The sequence below is a fragment of the Leptospira perolatii genome, from assembly GCF_002811875.1.
GTDB classification, from domain to species: Bacteria; Spirochaetota; Leptospiria; order Leptospirales; family Leptospiraceae; genus Leptospira_B; species Leptospira_B perolatii.
Map to the genome: position 1 here is coordinate 212,121 of NZ_NPDZ01000004.1, position 16,848 is coordinate 228,968.

The 16,848-nt window shown below is 42.1% G+C and carries 17 protein-coding genes; 7 read left to right on the forward strand and 10 right to left on the reverse strand.

Annotated elements, in window-relative coordinates:
- Positions 1 to 3 precede the first annotated feature (3 nt).
- The gene (locus CH373_RS08715) at positions 4 to 456 is read left to right on the forward strand and encodes a desulfoferrodoxin family protein (protein ID WP_100713870.1); all 453 of its coding nucleotides are present in this window, start codon (positions 4 to 6) and stop codon (positions 454 to 456) included.
- A 2-nt stretch (positions 457 to 458) separates the two neighbouring features.
- Here the strand turns inward: CH373_RS08715 and CH373_RS08720 are convergent, their stop codons facing one another.
- The 5 genes from CH373_RS08720 to CH373_RS08740 all read right to left on the reverse strand — a co-directional run bounded on the left by CH373_RS08720 (position 459) and on the right by CH373_RS08740 (position 4,486).
- On the reverse strand, positions 459 to 932 hold the full coding sequence (locus CH373_RS08720; protein ID WP_243393323.1) for a hypothetical protein: 474 nt from the start codon (positions 930 to 932) through the stop codon (positions 459 to 461).
- 35 nt (positions 933 to 967) lie between these two features.
- Positions 968 to 1,357, reverse strand: a complete 390-nt coding sequence (locus CH373_RS08725; protein ID WP_100713871.1) for a hypothetical protein — start codon at positions 1,355 to 1,357, stop codon at positions 968 to 970.
- A 2-nt stretch (positions 1,358 to 1,359) separates the two neighbouring features.
- Positions 1,360 to 3,321, reverse strand: a complete 1,962-nt coding sequence (locus CH373_RS08730) for a cellulase family glycosylhydrolase (protein ID WP_243393324.1) — start codon at positions 3,319 to 3,321, stop codon at positions 1,360 to 1,362.
- A 360-nt stretch (positions 3,322 to 3,681) separates the two neighbouring features.
- Positions 3,682 to 4,092 carry a hypothetical protein gene (locus CH373_RS08735; protein ID WP_125169976.1) on the reverse strand — a complete coding sequence of 137 codons (411 nt, stop codon included), beginning with the start codon at positions 4,090 to 4,092 and terminating at the stop codon, positions 3,682 to 3,684.
- Between the two features lie 52 nt (positions 4,093 to 4,144).
- Positions 4,145 to 4,486: a hypothetical protein gene (locus tag CH373_RS08740; protein WP_125169978.1), complete on the reverse strand. Its 342-nt coding sequence runs from the start codon at positions 4,484 to 4,486 to the stop codon at positions 4,145 to 4,147.
- Positions 4,487 to 4,683: 197 nt separating this feature from the next.
- Between CH373_RS08740 and CH373_RS08745 the strand changes: the two genes are divergently transcribed.
- Positions 4,684 to 5,391 (forward strand): hypothetical protein, encoded by a 708-nt coding sequence (locus tag CH373_RS08745; protein WP_100713874.1) that lies wholly within the window; start codon positions 4,684 to 4,686, stop codon positions 5,389 to 5,391.
- Between the two features lie 82 nt (positions 5,392 to 5,473).
- On the forward strand, positions 5,474 to 6,391 hold the full coding sequence (locus tag CH373_RS08750) for a DMT family transporter (protein ID WP_243393325.1): 918 nt from the start codon (positions 5,474 to 5,476) through the stop codon (positions 6,389 to 6,391).
- Here CH373_RS08750 and CH373_RS08755 read toward each other — a convergent pair whose 3' ends face one another.
- Positions 6,392 to 8,122: a SpoIIE family protein phosphatase gene (locus tag CH373_RS08755; RefSeq protein WP_100713876.1), complete on the reverse strand. Its 1,731-nt coding sequence runs from the start codon at positions 8,120 to 8,122 to the stop codon at positions 6,392 to 6,394.
- Between the two features lie 123 nt (positions 8,123 to 8,245).
- On the opposite strand from CH373_RS08755, the gene CH373_RS18635 reads away from it, so the two are divergent.
- Entirely contained in the window at positions 8,246 to 8,383 is a 138-nt protein-coding gene (locus CH373_RS18635) for a hypothetical protein (protein WP_165778803.1), read from the forward strand.
- A gap of 229 nt (positions 8,384 to 8,612) precedes the next feature.
- On the opposite strand, the gene CH373_RS08760 is transcribed toward CH373_RS18635, so the two are convergent.
- Positions 8,613 to 9,011: a SufE family protein gene (locus CH373_RS08760; protein WP_100713877.1), complete on the reverse strand. Its 399-nt coding sequence runs from the start codon at positions 9,009 to 9,011 to the stop codon at positions 8,613 to 8,615.
- Between the two features lie 151 nt (positions 9,012 to 9,162).
- Between CH373_RS08760 and CH373_RS08765 the strand changes: the two genes are divergently transcribed.
- Positions 9,163 to 10,188 carry a zinc-dependent alcohol dehydrogenase family protein gene (locus CH373_RS08765; RefSeq protein WP_100713974.1) on the forward strand — a complete coding sequence of 342 codons (1,026 nt, stop codon included), beginning with the start codon at positions 9,163 to 9,165 and terminating at the stop codon, positions 10,186 to 10,188.
- Here the strand turns inward: CH373_RS08765 and CH373_RS08770 are convergent.
- Positions 10,185 to 11,111, reverse strand: a complete 927-nt coding sequence (locus CH373_RS08770) for an aldo/keto reductase (protein WP_100713878.1) — start codon at positions 11,109 to 11,111, stop codon at positions 10,185 to 10,187. The two genes, CH373_RS08765 and CH373_RS08770, sit on opposite strands and share 4 nt — an antisense overlap.
- Before the next feature lie 9 nt (positions 11,112 to 11,120).
- Entirely contained in the window at positions 11,121 to 12,185 is a 1,065-nt protein-coding gene (gene trhO / locus CH373_RS08775; RefSeq protein ID WP_100713879.1) for an oxygen-dependent tRNA uridine(34) hydroxylase TrhO, read from the reverse strand.
- A 147-nt stretch (positions 12,186 to 12,332) separates the two neighbouring features.
- On the opposite strand from trhO, the gene CH373_RS08780 reads away from it, so the two are divergent.
- Positions 12,333 to 13,154 (forward strand): DNA alkylation repair protein, encoded by an 822-nt coding sequence (locus CH373_RS08780; protein ID WP_100713880.1) that lies wholly within the window; start codon positions 12,333 to 12,335, stop codon positions 13,152 to 13,154.
- Between the two features lie 58 nt (positions 13,155 to 13,212).
- Positions 13,213 to 14,574: a DNA recombination protein RmuC gene (locus tag CH373_RS08785; protein ID WP_100713881.1), complete on the forward strand. Its 1,362-nt coding sequence runs from the start codon at positions 13,213 to 13,215 to the stop codon at positions 14,572 to 14,574.
- A 52-nt stretch (positions 14,575 to 14,626) separates the two neighbouring features.
- On the opposite strand, the gene CH373_RS08790 is transcribed toward CH373_RS08785, so the two are convergent.
- On the reverse strand, positions 14,627 to 16,720 hold the full coding sequence (locus tag CH373_RS08790) for an adenylate/guanylate cyclase domain-containing protein (RefSeq protein WP_100713882.1): 2,094 nt from the start codon (positions 16,718 to 16,720) through the stop codon (positions 14,627 to 14,629).
- Between the last annotated feature and the right edge of the window lie 128 nt (positions 16,721 to 16,848).

Here is a 16,848-nt window from a genome sequence, read left to right on the forward strand (position 1 = left end):
TAAATGAACAAAATTGCGGAAGCACTACATCTATTCTTATTCTTTCTGTCGATATTCATTTTTGAGAAATGTAATTTCAACGAATCTGATACAAAACCAAAGACTCCTAAAGCTGAGTATACTGCACAAGATCCAGGAGAATGGGAAGGAATGGAATCTTCCCACGCACCGCTTTTCACTGTCGAAAAGTTGGAAGGCGGCAAAACCAAGATAACAGTAACTGTAAAGGAAAATTCACTCTACAATGCTTCTCACTATATTGAAAGAATCGGAATATTCAATAAAGATAAAATAGATATAGTTGGGAAGTCGTTCCAGAAGCCCGCCCACGGCCTTCCTTCGACTCGTGCAGAACTCGTAGTGAAGGATCTTTCGAACGATCCGCACTTAAAAGTTTACCTAAAATGTAACTTGCACGATCTATGGACCGCGCCACTTTTTCCAAAATCGGATTGAGACTATTTCCTGGAATGCAATTTCTTAGCTTTCTTTACCGGAACTTTCTTCGGAGATCGCTTCCATAAATTAATGAAAAAATAAGCCGGATAGAGTACAATCAGTCCCATAAATATAAACTTCGGAAGCAGGGACTCCAAAAAGGATTCTCTGTACAAACCTACGGATCTTCTCTCGGTCTCCGAGATCTTGTTCCTAAAATCGATTCCATGCTGCTTTACGAAAACTTTAAGCTGCAAACCCCTCCATACTTTATGAAGTGGATTTAATTTTTCTTCGAAAGAAGATTCTGAATACATCCTGTCCACTTTCATCAATCCACCGCCAATTGCAGTGACCAAGAACAGAGTTAGCGGAACTAAGAACAAAATTGCGAAAGGTAAAGAGGATTTGCCTTTCTTTTGCTCAGTACGATTCTGCTTCAAATTTTTCTTGGAAGATACGTTCACAGAATTCATATCGGATAACTTATGCATTCCCCGCAGGAGCTCGGATTACTTTACGTAAAATATTAGACCTTTCGATGGGCTTCCTTGATGAGTAAATCATAGATATAAATACTCAGCCTGTATCCGGGATAAAGAACGATGGTTAAAAATAGAAAAAATCTAGGAATTGTCTCTTCCCAAATCGAAACCCTTTCCAAACCGGTACTTCTCAGTTCGTCGTCTCCCATTTTCTCGCGAAAACCGTAGCCGTATTTTCGAAACATATCCTCTACTGAAAGTAGATTGAACAATCGGTCGATTTCCGGTAATTCGGAAGCATACGAGTTTTCCGAATGCACCCTATAAAGTCGAACAGTCTCTCCGATCAAAAAAGAGAACAAGAGCAAACTTAAGGGAATCAGGAACAATAGTTGAAACGGAGTCAGTGGCTTCTTTAGTTTTAGAAATTTCATTTCTATTCAGAAGGATATCCTCCATACGTCATTTTACCAGTCAAAAATATCGGACTTTTCCTTTCTGAGAGAATTCTCTGGTTTAGCTCTAGTTGTAAACCGGAGAGATAGGATTCGGATAAATTTAAACCGGTTCCGTCTATCACCAAGGCATAATGAACAGATTCTGCTCCATCTTCAGTTGGATCCAAATCGTCCCACAATACGAGCAAATCGCCTGAGCCACTTTGTCTGCCAAAATCCGAAACGATCACTGCTTCGTCAGATTGGTCGCCGATCGCGTCGTTCAGATTTTTATTATAAACTCTTTTTTCCGTCACCAAGATGAGTTCGCTCCTCGAAAAATGAGGAGGAAGATAAATTTCCGAAGGAGAATCGGAATTTCTACCTTTCCAAATTAAGATCGAGAATCGATTGTTCGAAAAACGAGTCGGTCCAGTAGAAGAAGTGCGGATACCTCCCCATTTGTAAATGTTGTTCCAAGAATCGAATCCTACGGCATTATAATAAAAACTTAAAATTCTACCTTGGGAGCGGCGCGGATAAGATCGTTGGATCGCATGGAAATCCATATTAAAATTCGACCCTGAGTTTCCGATTACGGAGAATTCTTCGTCGTTCCATGCGTCTTTTGAAGTGATCAGCTTCGAAAGGTTTCCATTCATAAATTCGTGGTGTTGGTTGTGATAGTAGTCCCATTGCCATTGGGTTCCGGATACGATCGGATTATAAAAATCCGCAAATCTCGTTTTAGAAGTCTGCTGCCCATCCGAAATTTCCATCGCCTGATAGACTGCACTGATCATTCTAGGAGTGTCTTTTGCCCCTGCTCCGTTCAGCCACATTCCGAATTCACTTAAAAAGATAGGAGTATTTAGAAATCTTCCCTCCTTCCGGATCTCATCCAAATACTTAAAATAAGTCGCATTATCTATTCCTGTTACATCCCAGCCCATCCTAGCAGCATCATAAAAATGCGAGTTAAATACAAAGCCTGGACCTGGTGGTGAAGATAGGTGGCCTCCTCCGGTTGCGGGCACGATCGCACTACCTACATTCGTATTCCAAAAAACTAATGGTTCTGCAAAAACCCATTTGTCCTGCCAACCCTTAGAATTTAATTCCTGTCGGACTCTTTGATAAAAAGGCCAAAGTTTTTGATTGTCCCACTGAGCAGGAGTCAATCCTTGCATTCCTCCATCCACGGGCTCGTTAAAAGGATCCAGTCCTAAAACGTAGGAAAATTCTTCCGGACTTAAATGATCCTTTAGGAATTGCGCCGCCTGACCGAGCTGCCAGATGAATTCATCCTGCATCAATCTCGGACCTAAGCTGGTTGTCAGACCGGCGTTGTTCCAAAAATTCCGAAAAGCTTTTCGAATTGCCTCATTTGTTAAATTGTTCTGGCTCCAGTTCGCGCATATAATCCCGCAATATTCGTTCGGATAAGAACCTTCCGGCGTAATCCATCTAGGCGCTCCGTTTGCGGTGAACCAAGAGTTTTGATTGAACAAATGCCTCGAAAACAAATCTTGATGATAGTCGACAAGTATGTACATTTTTCTTGAGATCGCTTTTTTCATCTGCGCGACCACCGAGCTTACGTACGCGGTATCAATACTTCCAACAGAAGGATGCACTCCTTCCCAAGCGATCGCAAATCGAACGATGTTCGAACCTGTACTCTTGGCCAAACGATCCATCGCAATCTCTGCGTCCTGCTCGTTCTGAAAAGGTTTGAATTGGTGCTGTACTAATTTTGTATTTCCGGAAATATTGAAGCCTCGAAAAGCGACCTCCCTTCCGAGACCATCCACATAGATCTGATCTGTATTGTTGCCATAGGATTTTTGAGAAATAAAAATAGAAGCAGAGCCGGGGGAATTCACATAATCAAAATTATGCGAACCAGCTTCGAATTGAGCTGTGTGGCCAAAAGTATTAAGATCCTGAAAGGAATTCAAATGCGCTTTGTTAGAGGATCCTGGATTTAAGAAGCTGTTAAGGTCAAGTGCAGGGAAACCCTTTCCATCCTGGATTTGGCATTGAATGCCAAAAATGCACAAAAGTAGGCAAGGTAAGCGTAGCCCTAGGACCGAATTCACAGCCGGCTGAAGCTATTTATATTTTGCAAATTTCCAAGGAAAATTTATTATTTCTCGAAAATATTCCCTCTATTCAAAAATACATTATCTTTTATTAATGTATCGTTATGCATCCCTAAAAGTAAGAAATAATTCTTTTATAAATGATAAGTAACTGAAATAAGTCTTCTGTAAAAGCCGGTCGTCAAAAGGGTAATTATATTTCGCGCCCGCCTTAGTTCATTTTTGGTCCACTTTATATAAGGTGGTAAACTCTTCCATTTTAGGAACCTGCAACAGATTGAACGCAGAAAGTATCATTACAGCGACCATTGAAATCATCGAGCCGGAAATAAAAAATGCGACTGCATTGAGAAAGCAACCTCCTTCCACCAATGCCCAAGTAATGATTTTCATTGTTTGATACGCGGCGAGCTTTTTTGTAGGTTGCATACTTTTCCCTCGATCCGAAAGCAGTTTTCTCAGAAAAAAACTGGCAGGAACGGAGAACAGAGAAATCGCCAGAAGTATCTCAGGTAGTTGAGATGGAATTTTAGGATTTTCTAATGCAAAAGCTGCTCCCACAAATGCCAAGGGAGCAGCGACGATCGCAATATGCATTATTTTCAGAGTAAAAAATATTCTTTCCATACCAAGGAAAGCTGCAATAATTTTGCGAGACTGGCAATCCGATTTTTCGAATCTAGAGGTTTTCTTCTCCCCTGTCTTCCATGCTGTCTTCGATATTATGGAGTATATTTCTTAATTTACCGGAATTCAGCATCAGTTTTCTATTATAAAGAGTTACACCCCGAGGATTCTTGATCACTACATGGTGAATCCCGGGTGCAAGGTTGTCGATCTGCACGACGGTTCCTCCACCCATATAGTGCTTTTTGCCGTCCACATAAACATCCAGCATCGAAGTCTCCCAAGACCTAACTCGTAAGGATGATTTGGAAGAATCCGGAGCTGCGACCCCAGAACCAGAGAACCAGGTTAGACAACAGACTATAAAAGTTAGAGTGAAGAAATATTTTTTCATAAAATCCCCTTGAGTTTGAGGGCTAATCAAAAGATCATTTTATATACTTCAATATATTTTCCCGCTTATCCCTTTGTAAGAAAGCAAACGCTTCCATTGGAGAATGTATTCCTACAAAATCGAAAAACGTCCGGTAGAGACTCGCAAAATGAGTTGTTCCTTAAGGACCGATGCAAATAATAAACGAAGTCTTTTCCATGAAGCATTGCAAATTTCTTTTCTCATTATTCTTGGCTTTGTTCTTACACGGGTGCACAACCGTAGGTTTTCACAGAAATTCGATTCGCGAGACTCACGATTTCGGAAAACTATCCCAAATCCGTGTTTGTGTTTGGAAGGATGAAAATGTTTCAGAAGAAAGAATGAGAAATCTGTTCGAGATTTGGAACGAGGAGCTTTCCTTATACAAACTTCATGCAAATATTTCTAATGTACGAAAATGGAACCGCAAGGGTTGGACCGGTGGAGCCATTATGGAAGAGCTTTACGAATCTCGCATGCCCCCAGAATGCGATCGCATTTTTGCTCTCGCTGGTTTTAAGTTCAGTGACCTAGTATTTGAAATTGGACAAATCATTCTAGCTCTATTTTTCATACCTACGTACCAAATTCTAGGAGCCGTGGATTCTCCCACCGGGACCAGGGGATATATCCTTGCTCACACTTCTACGTTAGGTCATCTCTTGGTCGGCGGGGCCTCCTCTACCATGGTACACGAAGGATATCATTTGCTCGGATGCGGTCACGGGTTCTTTCTCTCGGATTGCTACGAGGAAATAGAAAAACTGAAAAAAGCATCCGACTCCGAAAAAGCAAAGCAGTATAACTTTTTGCCCGCCTTAAATCCCGAAGGAGGATTTATCTACGATAGAAGAGAAATCAACCTCCTATTTTTGGGGAACTGATTCGTTTCTTGCTTTGTCCTAACGTGTCCTCCGCAATCCTGTCCACATGGGTCCGGGGAGTTCTAGTAAATCAATTCATGGTATGACTGGATTATCGAAAGAAGAAGCCAGAGGTTTTCTTTTCGCTCTGCTTGGTACGATCCTTTTCTCCTCAAAAGGTGTCATGATAAAATTGGTCTATCAATACAATGTGGACTCGATCACGGTGTTGGCGCTTCGAATGATCTTTGCGATCCCGTTCTTTGCAATAGTCTTGTATCAGGAATCCCGAAACCAATCCGCAAAACCGATTCAAAAAAGACATTATGGAATCGTTGTTCTTTTATCATTTTTAGGATATTACCTCGCTAGCTTTTTAGATTTTTGGGGGCTAGAATACATTTCCGCTTCGATGGAAAGATTGGTTCTTTTTACCTTTCCTGCATTAGTTCTAATTCTATCCTTTGTGTTTCTCGGGAAAAAAATCCACTCAATCGAAGCATATGCAGTCGCATTGACCTACGGTGGAATCCTTTTGGCATTTTTACCGGACGCTACTTCGAAAGGAGGCAATCTCTGGATAGGAGGAGGACTAGTATTTTTATCTTCCTTGGCGTATTCCATTTATTTGATCGGAAGCGGCGAAATGATTCCGAAATTAGGATCTCAAAGATTTACTGCGTTGCTTATGCTTTGGTCAGGCGCATTCGTACTCGTTCATTTTTTTCTAATGAAGGAGTTCCGACTTCTATTCCAGCAACCTTGGCCCGTCTATGTCTACGGATTCGTACTCGGTTTTTTTACCACGGTAGTTCCTGCGTTTCTGACCACTGCAGGAATCCAAAGAATCGGTAGCAAGAAAGCGGCGATCGCCGGGAGCGCCGGTCCCATCTTCACTTTATTTTTAGCTTCTATCGTTTTGGGAGAAGAGATCACTTGGGAAAATCTTGCAGGAACCGCATTCGTACTTTCCGGAGTTTTACTTTTAGGCAAAAAGAAAAGTACAGCGAAACTACCTTAGTCATTTTTTGATATCAATCACGAGCATAGCCATATCATCACTGAAAGTACCTTCCGAAAATTGAAAAACATCGGCTATGACCTGCTCTATATACTCTTGTAAAGAATTTAGTTCTCTGTACGAATTCAAGATCTCCTGAAACGCGGATAGATCCAAAATTCTGCCCTGCTTGTTGAAAACTTCGTACATCCCATCCGAATAAAACACGAGCCGATCTCCCGCTTGCAGATCCAATGACTCGTCAAAATAGTCGATCGAATCGAATATCAAAAGCGGAAGATTCATCCCTTTCAGCTCTATCATCTGGTCTCCACGGAAAAGAATAATGGGAGGATGTCCTGCATAACAGTAGAGCAATTTCTTTTCGAGTGGAAAAAAGCGTACCCAAACGGTAGCGATATGATGCTCGACTACCATAGGCTTTAAGTCCTTTATAAATTCTTGGATCCCTTTTGCGGGAGAAAGACCGGATCTCGCGTGATATTTAAAAGATAGCACCGCCATTCCAGAAACCATGGCAGAAGAAATTCCGTGTCCAGAAACATCTCCGAACAGAATATCGATAACTCCGCTTTCGTGCTGTACGTAGGTGATGATATCTCCACCTACTTTCTCAAACGGCCTGAAATAGCTTACTACTTGAAAAAAGGGAGAATCGGGAAATTCTCTGGCAACTAACGACCGTTGGGTGATCCTTGCGAGTTCCAAATCATGGTTCATTCTTTCGTAGAAGTCGTTTAAGTCCGACTCTCTTTTTTTCCGATCCAAAGCAAGAACGACCAAATCTGCGACAAGCCTTAGAACATATCCGTCCTCTTCGGTCCAGGTTCTGACCTTAGAAATTGAATCCAGTCCCAGAAAACCGATTTCGGAGTCTACAGAAACCAATCCGACTACGATAGAAGATTTAAGTCCCATCGACTGAAAGAATTCCCGAAGTACCGTATGATTCTCCGGAATTTCATCGGCTGAATTATAAACAAAGACTCCGGTCTTTCTGAGTGCTTCCAGATTCTCCATCGGAAAGACCGTGATCGGAAGATTTTGTAATCGATGCATTTGTCTAGGAATTCCATCGGCACACCATTCGTTAGAATTGGAAATCGCAAGTCCGGCATTGGTAAAAAGAAAAATGTATGCCCTGTCTGCGCCGGTAAACTCACCTAACCGTTCTAAGGCGAAATTGATCGCTTCGTGAGTTTGGCCCGGGTCGACCCTCAAAAAGTTCCTAGAGATTTCGCTTAACAACCCTTCTAATCCGATCGTTCTTTTCAAACGAAGCTCGGAATTCTTCATCGCCGTGATGTCTTTTTGTACGCCCCAGGCTCGAAGTAGAACACCGTTTTCGACTACACCCAGAGAAGTGTTCACGAAGTACTTCTGATTCCCGTTTCGGTCTACTTCGGTTGATTCTGCGTCGTGGGTCTTATAACCGTTCCCCACAAACTCTGCGAGTATGTCCAAGTTGGTTTGGATATTCGGAAAAAATAAATCCTTCAAATGTATGCCGATAATATCCTCCACTTTGGAGTATCCGTACATTCTGGCCAAGGCCTCGTTGCAGTGGGTCAGGATCGCTTTTTCAAAAATCCATTGGCATTGTGCCTGGACGGGAAGCTTGGTATCCAGAGGTTCCTCTAGCTCGTAGCACCAAATTCCTTCGGGCGCTTTTCGAAGATTCCCTTGGAGTTTTTCCAGCTCTTCTCGACTTTTTCTGTAATCCAATTCCATTTGTGCAAAAAAATTTTTCGGTTATGTATTTTTCGTCATTTTTCGGTCCAGAACTGATCCTGTGCACGGATTTTTGTCCGGTGGATTCTATAGAATCATTCCATGAAGCCAAGGAGGCATTCTATGGAAGCAAGAAAAACAGTATCTATCAACCAAGAAAAAATTTCTGCACTGGCAGAGCTGCTAGCTGACAAGTTGATTGAGGAGATCCACAAAAGAGCCCGGGAAAAAACTGAGAATTTCCCGAAAGAAGCAGCTTAAGAGTGATCACTTTGGAAAAGGGCCTCCAGAAACCAACCTTTCAAAACCGGTCTTTGGAATCTGTTGGCCCGCTCTACAATCTCGGAAAGAAGATTCTATTCTTAGATTCAAAATTGTAGCGTAGCGTTCGCTATAACAAAGGGAGGCTCGGAGTTTAAAAACATCCGAATTTCTAGATGAATCTATCGAAAGAAAAGGGCCATCTATATAAATATCTGAAGGGATAATATTATAAACTCTTAATTCGATTTACCATCGAATAAAGTCCATTTCTCCTACTCATGGACAAGTGCTTGTCCAATCCAATATCCTTCAAAAAATCCAAGGAAGCGGAAGCGATTTCCTGCCTTGTTCTGCCTGAAAAGACCCTAAGCAAAAGTGCGATCATACCTTTGGTGATCGCTGAATCACTATCCGCGTGAAGCACCAGTATGCCTTCTTTTTCCTCCGGAACCAGCCATACTTTTGACTGACATCCAGGAACAAGCCGGTCCTCAGATTTCCAAGAGTCTGGAATCGGATCGAGACTGTCTCCGATTTCGATTAATAACTGGTATCTCTCTTCCCAATCCGAGCACTCTGCAAACTCTTGCACGATCTCTTTTTGGGTCTCTTCTAAAGTCCGCATCAGACTTCCTCTCTACATTCTTCTTCTATCAAAAAAAGGTGAGGTTTGATTGCAAAACAAAATTGGATTTATTCAAAGCGAGTATATACAAATTCGAATTGATGTGGACGGTTTTTATACAATCGGATTGAATCATCGAGGCAGAACCATAATGAAAGTATTCGAAATTCAAAATCAGTTCGGTTTGGAAAATCTGAAAACAGCAGAGCGTCCGGATCCTAAACCAGGTGCGGGCGAAGTGCTAGTCAAAGTGAAAGCATGTTCTCTTAATTACAGAGACTATCTGACAGTAATGGGAGAATACAACCCTAAACAAAAGCTTCCCTTAGTGCCGCTTTCGGACGGAGCCGGGGAAGTGGTCGAAGTTGGTGCTGGAGTTACGAAGATAAAAAAAGGCGACAAAGTTTGTGGAGTATTTTCCCAAGCTTGGCAGGATGGAGAACCTGAAATCGACGCAATCCGTACTTCTTTGGGCGGGCCACTGGACGGCATGATGAGTCAGTATAGAGTATTTCCAGAAAACGGAGTGATTGCATTTCCTGAACATCTTAGTTTTGCGGAAGCATCCACTCTTCCTTGCGCTGCATTAACCGCTTATAATGCAGTGGTTACTTTTGGGAATTTGCGACCGGGAAATACCGTGGTAGTCTTAGGCACAGGAGGAGTTTCATTGTTTGCATTACAATTTTCTAAAATGCTGGGATGTAGGGTAATCGTCACTTCGTCCAGCGACGAAAAACTCGCACGTGCCCAAGCACTCGGAGCCGACGAGCTGATCAATTACAGTGCAAAACAAAATTGGGAGAGAGAAATTCGAAAGAAGACCGGAATGAAGGGAGCTGACTTAGTGATTGAGGTCGGTGGTGCTGGGACATTACAAAAATCTATTAATTCTACCAGACCAGGTGGAATCGTTTCACTCATCGGAGTACTCGCAGGGGGCGGAGAAGCGCAAAATCTTTCTTTATTTCCAATACTGATGCAAGGGATTCGAATCCAAGGAGTCATTGTAGGAAGCAAAAAAGATTTCGAAAAGATGAACCAAGCGATCTCGTTCCATCAAACAAAGCCAGTTGTGGACAAAATCTTTCCTTTCAAAAGTTTACCCCAAGCATTCGAATATTTGAAAGCTGGCAAACACTTCGGTAAAGTAGTGATAGAAATGGAAGAAAGTTAGGATACGACTCCGGTCATTCCGGATTCCCAAATTCTGTACCATTCCGCCCTTTCCAATTTCACCTGAAATGCCCGAGCAGCGGAATGGAGTCTCTCTAAATTATTGGTTCCTATGACTGGAACAAGACCCGCAGGATGAGCAAGATGCCAGGCAAATAAAATCTGATCCGGCGTGCTCGATTTATAATCAGCGATTTCTTTGAGAGCCTGATATACTTTCGTCTCGGCTTCTGTCTTCGGAGAGAAAATCTTTCCTCCAGCTGCGGGAGACCAAATCATCGGCCTGTGACCTAATAAAAGCGCTTGGTCAAAGGTTCCATCCGTCAATGGAAGAGAATGGAGTGGATGAAATTGTATTTGATTCGTTACTAAAGGAAAATCTAAAGCAGATTGCAGTAAATTGAATTGAGAAGTGGAAAAATTGGAGACTCCGAAATGATGCACTTTGCCGGACTTGCGCAATTTCCAAAGTGCAGACGCGACTTCTTCCGGTTTTAGTAGAACGTCTGGGCGATGAATTAATAAAAGATCGATTGAATCTACATTCAATCGTTTGAGTGAATTTTCTGCGGAGCTGAGAATATGATCTTCGCTCGCATCAAAATACTTTGTGAGTTCTTTTTTTCCTTTTTGCGTATAAGATCTAATTCCGCATTTTGTAACTATGGTAATCGAATCTTTGATCCCGGGTTTTAATTTAATCGCCTTTCCGAATTTTTCCTCGTTCCCAAAGTCTCCGTAACGATCCGCGTGATCAAAAGTATGGATTCCAAGCTCCAGGCAGGTTTCTATCTTTTCCAAAATTCTTTCCGGGTTGTCCCCTTTTGGATCGGCTTCTTGTCTCCAACATCCGTAGACGAATCTGGAAACAGAAGGACCTCCTTCTTTTAGTTGGATCGTCGGAACTGCCTTATCGCTGTGCATGGATCCTCCTTATTCGACTGCTTTTGCTTTCGCTCGATACAATTCGAATACTTTTGGTCGAATTCTAGATTTACTAAAATGCTTATTCGAGTGGTCCTTTCCCTTTCTCAATCTTCTTTGCTCATCTTGTGGAAGCAAATGGATCTCCTGACACTCTTCGGAACAACAATCATCAAACTTCGTCGCACACTTTTCGCATTGGATGAATAGAATGTGACATCCTGGGTTGGCGCAATTCACGTGTCTAGCAGAAAGATCATCACACTGGTGGCAGGTGCTAATGATTTCTTGGTCGATCGTTTCTTGCAATCGATCATCAAAGACGAAATTCTTTCCCCTAAATTTTGAAGGAATTCCTTTCTCTTTCATCTCCGAAGCATAAGATATGATTCCGCCGTACAGTTGGTACACTTGGTCAAATCCGTGATGCCTTAGATAGGCGGAGGCTTTTTCGCAGCGTATTCCACCTGTGCAATACATTAAGATTTTTTTATCTTTCTCGTCCTTCAACAGATCGACGAGCATCGGGAGCTCTTCGCGAAAAGTGTCAGACTGAGGGAGGATCGCTTTTTCAAAATGTCCGATTTCCGATTCGTAGTGGTTTCTTACGTCCACGACTATGGAATCCGGAAGTTCCGACAGCTGGTTGAACTGTTCTCCGGTCACGTGAGTTCCGACATTGGTGACGTCAAACTGATCGTCGTCCAAACCATCCGCCACGATTTTCTTTTTTACCTTGATATGCAGTTTGAAGAAGGACTTACCATCGTCCTCCACGGCGATCTTAAAAGGCACGTCCTGAAATTCTGGCGTAGAATCAAGATACGTTCTTAGGCGAGAAAAATTCTCCTCGGGCACGGAAAGCTGAGCGTTGATGCCTTCTTCGGCGAGGTAGATCCTACCTAGAATCCCTAAGTCTTCCCAATCCTCATACATCTTGGAGCGCATTGATTCCGGGTCGGAAATTCTCACATATCTGTAAAAGGACAACGTGATCCTGCGGAAAGATTCTTTGTTTAGTTTTTCCTGAAGGATCTCTTTACTATAAATATTATGCAGCGGTCTTTTTCTCATCTCTAAGTTCTCGGAGAAAGCCCGAAACCGGCGGCTAACCGCGACCAGGACCTTCTTATCAAATAAGTTCGTAACCTAGCGAAAGCTTGCAAGTCGAAAAAGGCTTGGCTAAGCGTTGAGAAATTTTCTCATAATGATTCCAACCTTATGTCTTACGATAAAAAGCAAAAATCTTCTCCTGGGAAACCCTCCCTAAAAACAGAAAATCGAAAAACAAAAACCTTACCTGGACTAGAATCCAAAGCCACACAAGTAATCTCGGAATTGCAAAGCTTTGCGAAACCGGAAAAGGTTAAAATCTTATCCGGTTTTTTCAAAACGGGCAAGGGAGAATATGGAGAAGGAGATATGTTTCTCGGGATCTCTATCCCGGAGCAAAGGAAGGTTGCTAAACAGCACGCTTGGTTGCGCTTAGAAGAAATCCCGACCCTGATCACCTCTAAGTACCACGAAATTCGAATGACAGGTCTTTTGATCTTGTGCGAGAGATTTCCAAAAGAGGATGGAAAAGGTAAAAAGAAGATCCATCAATTTTATTTAAAGTATCTAAAATATGTGAACAACTGGGACTTCGTAGATTTAAGTGCAAGGATTTTGATCGGAGAATATTTGTTAGATAAGGACAGAGCGCTGGTTTACAAACTCGCAAAGTCCAAAAATCTTTGGGAAAAAAGGATCTCGATCCTTACTACATACGCGTTCATCAGAAAAAACCAGTTCAAAGACACGATCCAAATTTGCGAGATCTTGGTATATGATTCGCACGATTTGATTCAAAAAGCAGTAGGCTGGATGTTAAGGGAAGTGGGAAATCGGGATCTGAAAACAGAAACCATTTTTCTGGATAAATACGCCTCTTCTATGCCGAGAACCACACTTCGATACGCCATTGAAAAATTTCCCAAAAAACTGAAAGAACATTATATGAGACTTAAGCAGAAGGAAAATTTGTCCGAGGGGCATGTATAATAATTCCTAGCAAGAACGCAGGTTCTTGTGAACTGCAACAGTTGGAAAAGGAGGAGGAATGGAATACGCAATTACAATTATGATCGGAGCGGCCATCGGATTTTTGGCTGCATTCTTTGTGGCTAAAAAACTTTACACAAGGGATTCGGATATCTCTCCGAGCGATCACGAAAAACTGAAATTAGATCACGCTTCGACTCTCGCGAGAGAAAAGGAAGCGAAACAAAGAGTGGGGCAATTAGAGTCGGAGTTAAAAATTTCCTCCGAAAAGAATCTTCAAGCAATCGGACAATACCAATCCATGAAAAAGGAATCCGATCTTTTAAAGGAGAGACTAGAGTCACAAAAAAAAGAATTCGAAGAATTGACAGGCAAACTTAAGGATGAATTCAAGAATTTGGCAAACCAAGTATTGTTGGACAATTCTCAAAAGTTCAACCAACAGACCCAAGAAAAACTGAATGATTTATTGAAGCCTTTTAAGGATGAAATCGAGAAGTTCGGAACCACAGTCGAAAAATCTCACAAAGAGCAAAAAGACGATACTGCAAATCTAAAAGCTCAGATTAACAATCTTTTGGATATGAACAAAACTCTTTCGGAAGACGCAAAGAGTTTAGCCGCAGCTCTCAAAGGAAATTCGAAAACCCAGGGAGACTGGGGAGAAGGCATTCTAGAGAACATATTACAAAATAGTGGTTTAGTAAAAGGCAGGGAATACGTCGCTCAGGATTCCGTTCAGACAGAAGACGGCAGACTGAGACCGGATATAGTCGTAAAGCTTCCTTCCGGAAAATCCATCGTCATCGATTCCAAGGTATCTTTAACCGCATATGTGGAATTTGCCTCCAGCGACTCCGAAGAGATAAAAAAGGCAGCACTCCAAAGGCACCTAAAAAGTCTCTACGAACATGTTGCATCGCTGTTCAAAAAAAATTACCAAAGTTTATACGGAATCGAATCCCTAGACTTTGTGTTGATGTTCTTACCGGTAGAACCTTCTTATTACGAAGCGGTTCGGTTCGATCCTAAGTTTTTGGAAGAGGCTTACTCCAAAAACATTTTAGTAGTCACTCCTTCTACTCTCATGGTTTCCCTCAAGATGGTTGCAAACCTCTGGAGAAAAGAGAAACAAAACAAGAACGCAGAGACGATAGCCGAAGAATCCGGAAAAATGTACGATAAGATCGTCGAAATCCTGGCCGCACTGGAAAATCTAGGGAAGTCCATCGACAACTCCAGGAAACACTATGACTCCGTACTCGGAAAATTGAAAAGTGGAAGAGGAAACTTACTCACCAGAGCTGAAAATATGCGAAAACTGGGAGCAAAAGTACGCAAATCTTTGGAAGGAATCGGCGGCGAAACCGAGGAGAACGAATCGGAAGAAGAAGAACCCTATTTATTAAACGGAGAATAGAACTGAATTAGCTGATCTTATCTTAGGAGATAGATCTATGCAAAATCAAAAATCAGTAGAACTCTGGAGGCAAAGCCTTACTCGCTTGAGATTGAGTGCTAATGGAGCATCTCTTGATATAAGAATGAGAGGATAAATCGCCCGGGTATAATCTTAAAGCTTCGCGGAATGATTCTCCAGCATCTTTGTATCTGCCGGACCAAAAGGCTAAAACTCCCTTCTCAAAGGGAGTTTTAGATTTTCTGAATGCTTCTCTCTCTTGAAGGCCCAAGAAATCCGCTATTTCATAAATCACTAATTCTTCGTCTCTTCCCTTGATCTTTACCTGATCCAACTTTCTAGAGAGAAACGCGTCCGGATTCTTGAGCCTAAGAAAGAATTCTTCGCTTACTAGAATATTGGAATTTGTATGTCGGGTCATACTTTCCAGATGGGAAACCACTCGAACCGCGTCCGAAATCACCGTGCTCTCCAGCTTGCCCTCTCCTCCGATCAAACCCATCATCATCGAGCCTGTGTGCACGCCGATCCCAACTTGTATTTCAGGAATTCCCTTTTCGGCTCTGATTAAATTTTCCTCTTGGATCGAAATCTGCATTTGCACCGCGGCATGAAGCGCGTCGTCGGGATTTTCTGGAAAGAGCGCCATAATCGCGTCGCCGAAATATTTATCCACGAATCCATGATTCGATCGAATGATTGGCTCCATCCTACTCAGATAGGAATTCAGAAATTCAAAACTTTCTTTCGGATCCAACTTCTCCGATAACTCGGTAAAGGAGCGAATATCCGAAAAAAGAACGCTCATGTCCCGCAAAGCCTGGTCACCAGGACCTAGTTCCGTTATTTTCTTTTTTCCTAAAAAGCCTAAAAATCGAATCGGGACAAACCTTCTATAAGATTCATTTAATATTCTAAGCTCTTCAGTAAGTTCATCTTTTTCTTTCGCGAGTTGCGAAAATCTAAAAGAAAGCACAAAAGTCTGTATGATAACAAGAATAAGCAAACCGACCGGAAGCATCTCATTCATTCTCACCATCTGATGAGTCGAAAACACATCAACAGTTCCAGTAATTCCTAAGGCGAAATATCCGATGCAAAGAGGCACGGAATAAGCTTGCTTATCTCCGATCGCTCGAACCAAAACATACATTCCTAAAACGAATGCTACAAAAAATACCGCTTGATAATAAGGAATCACTTCTGTCGCTTCCGGAAGCGGCAGAAGCAAACTTATGATAAATCCGGCTGCTAGGGAGTAAAATCCTCTCAACCAAATATTCGGAAAATAATTCGGAAAAAGATATTTCAGGTAATGAAGACTTAGAGGCAATCCCAAATAAAAAGTAAAGTAATCCAGTCTGATACAAGCATCGTAAGAGAGAGAGGGAAAATAAAAAGGTAAGAGGTAATCTTCCGTGATAAAAAGTCGCAGAAACAATATCGCGCAGAATGCACCGAATATAAAAGAAGATCTGTCTTTTCTGCGAGCCAAAAACTCGCCGATATGAAACAAGGCAGTTAGAAAAAAGATTCCGCCCAAAAACCAATCCCAGTCTCTCTTTTGAGATAACTGGAACTGAAGCTCTCTTGCAGAACCCAGATTTATTTCGAACCAAATTCCACCTAGTCTGTGATGAAAGTTAGAAACCTGCACAAAGATATCTAATTCATTTCCGACATCACCTAAGGACCGAAAGGCGGGATGATTGCTCGGTATACTTTCGTCTTTTACAGTTCCCGGGGTTCCTGCGGAAATAAGTTCTTTTCCATTGAGAAACAAACGGTACGCAGTAGCTTGACTCTTGGAAGCAAGAGCAAGCTCCGAACTGCCTTTAGAAAGCAAAACCTTGAGGTGATATGTACCGAAGCCGTCGCCTTTCCATGTCCTCGGAACCTTGGAAAAACTAGGCTCCGTCCCCGACGGAATGGATTCTTTAGAAGAGATTAATATACCAGGATAGTATTCCCAATCTCCATTCAAAGATACAATCGGTTCCGAATTAATATCCCAGGAGCTGAGATCCAGAATCCCGTTAGATGCCACCGGAGATTGGAGTCGATTCGGCCCGCAATAGGAAGCGAGGAAGAACATAGGGACAAGGAGTAGAAATCTGAATCGTTGTGCGAAATACGATCGTTTCATCCGCAAGCTCCTGTCCGAAATTGTGGCATCCACCCTTCCGTAATTTTGAATGTTGTCAAGAGAATTAAATAAACATGATTATTGCTTACCTTTTCGCCAAAGTAACTGCAACAAAAGACAAGTCCCTG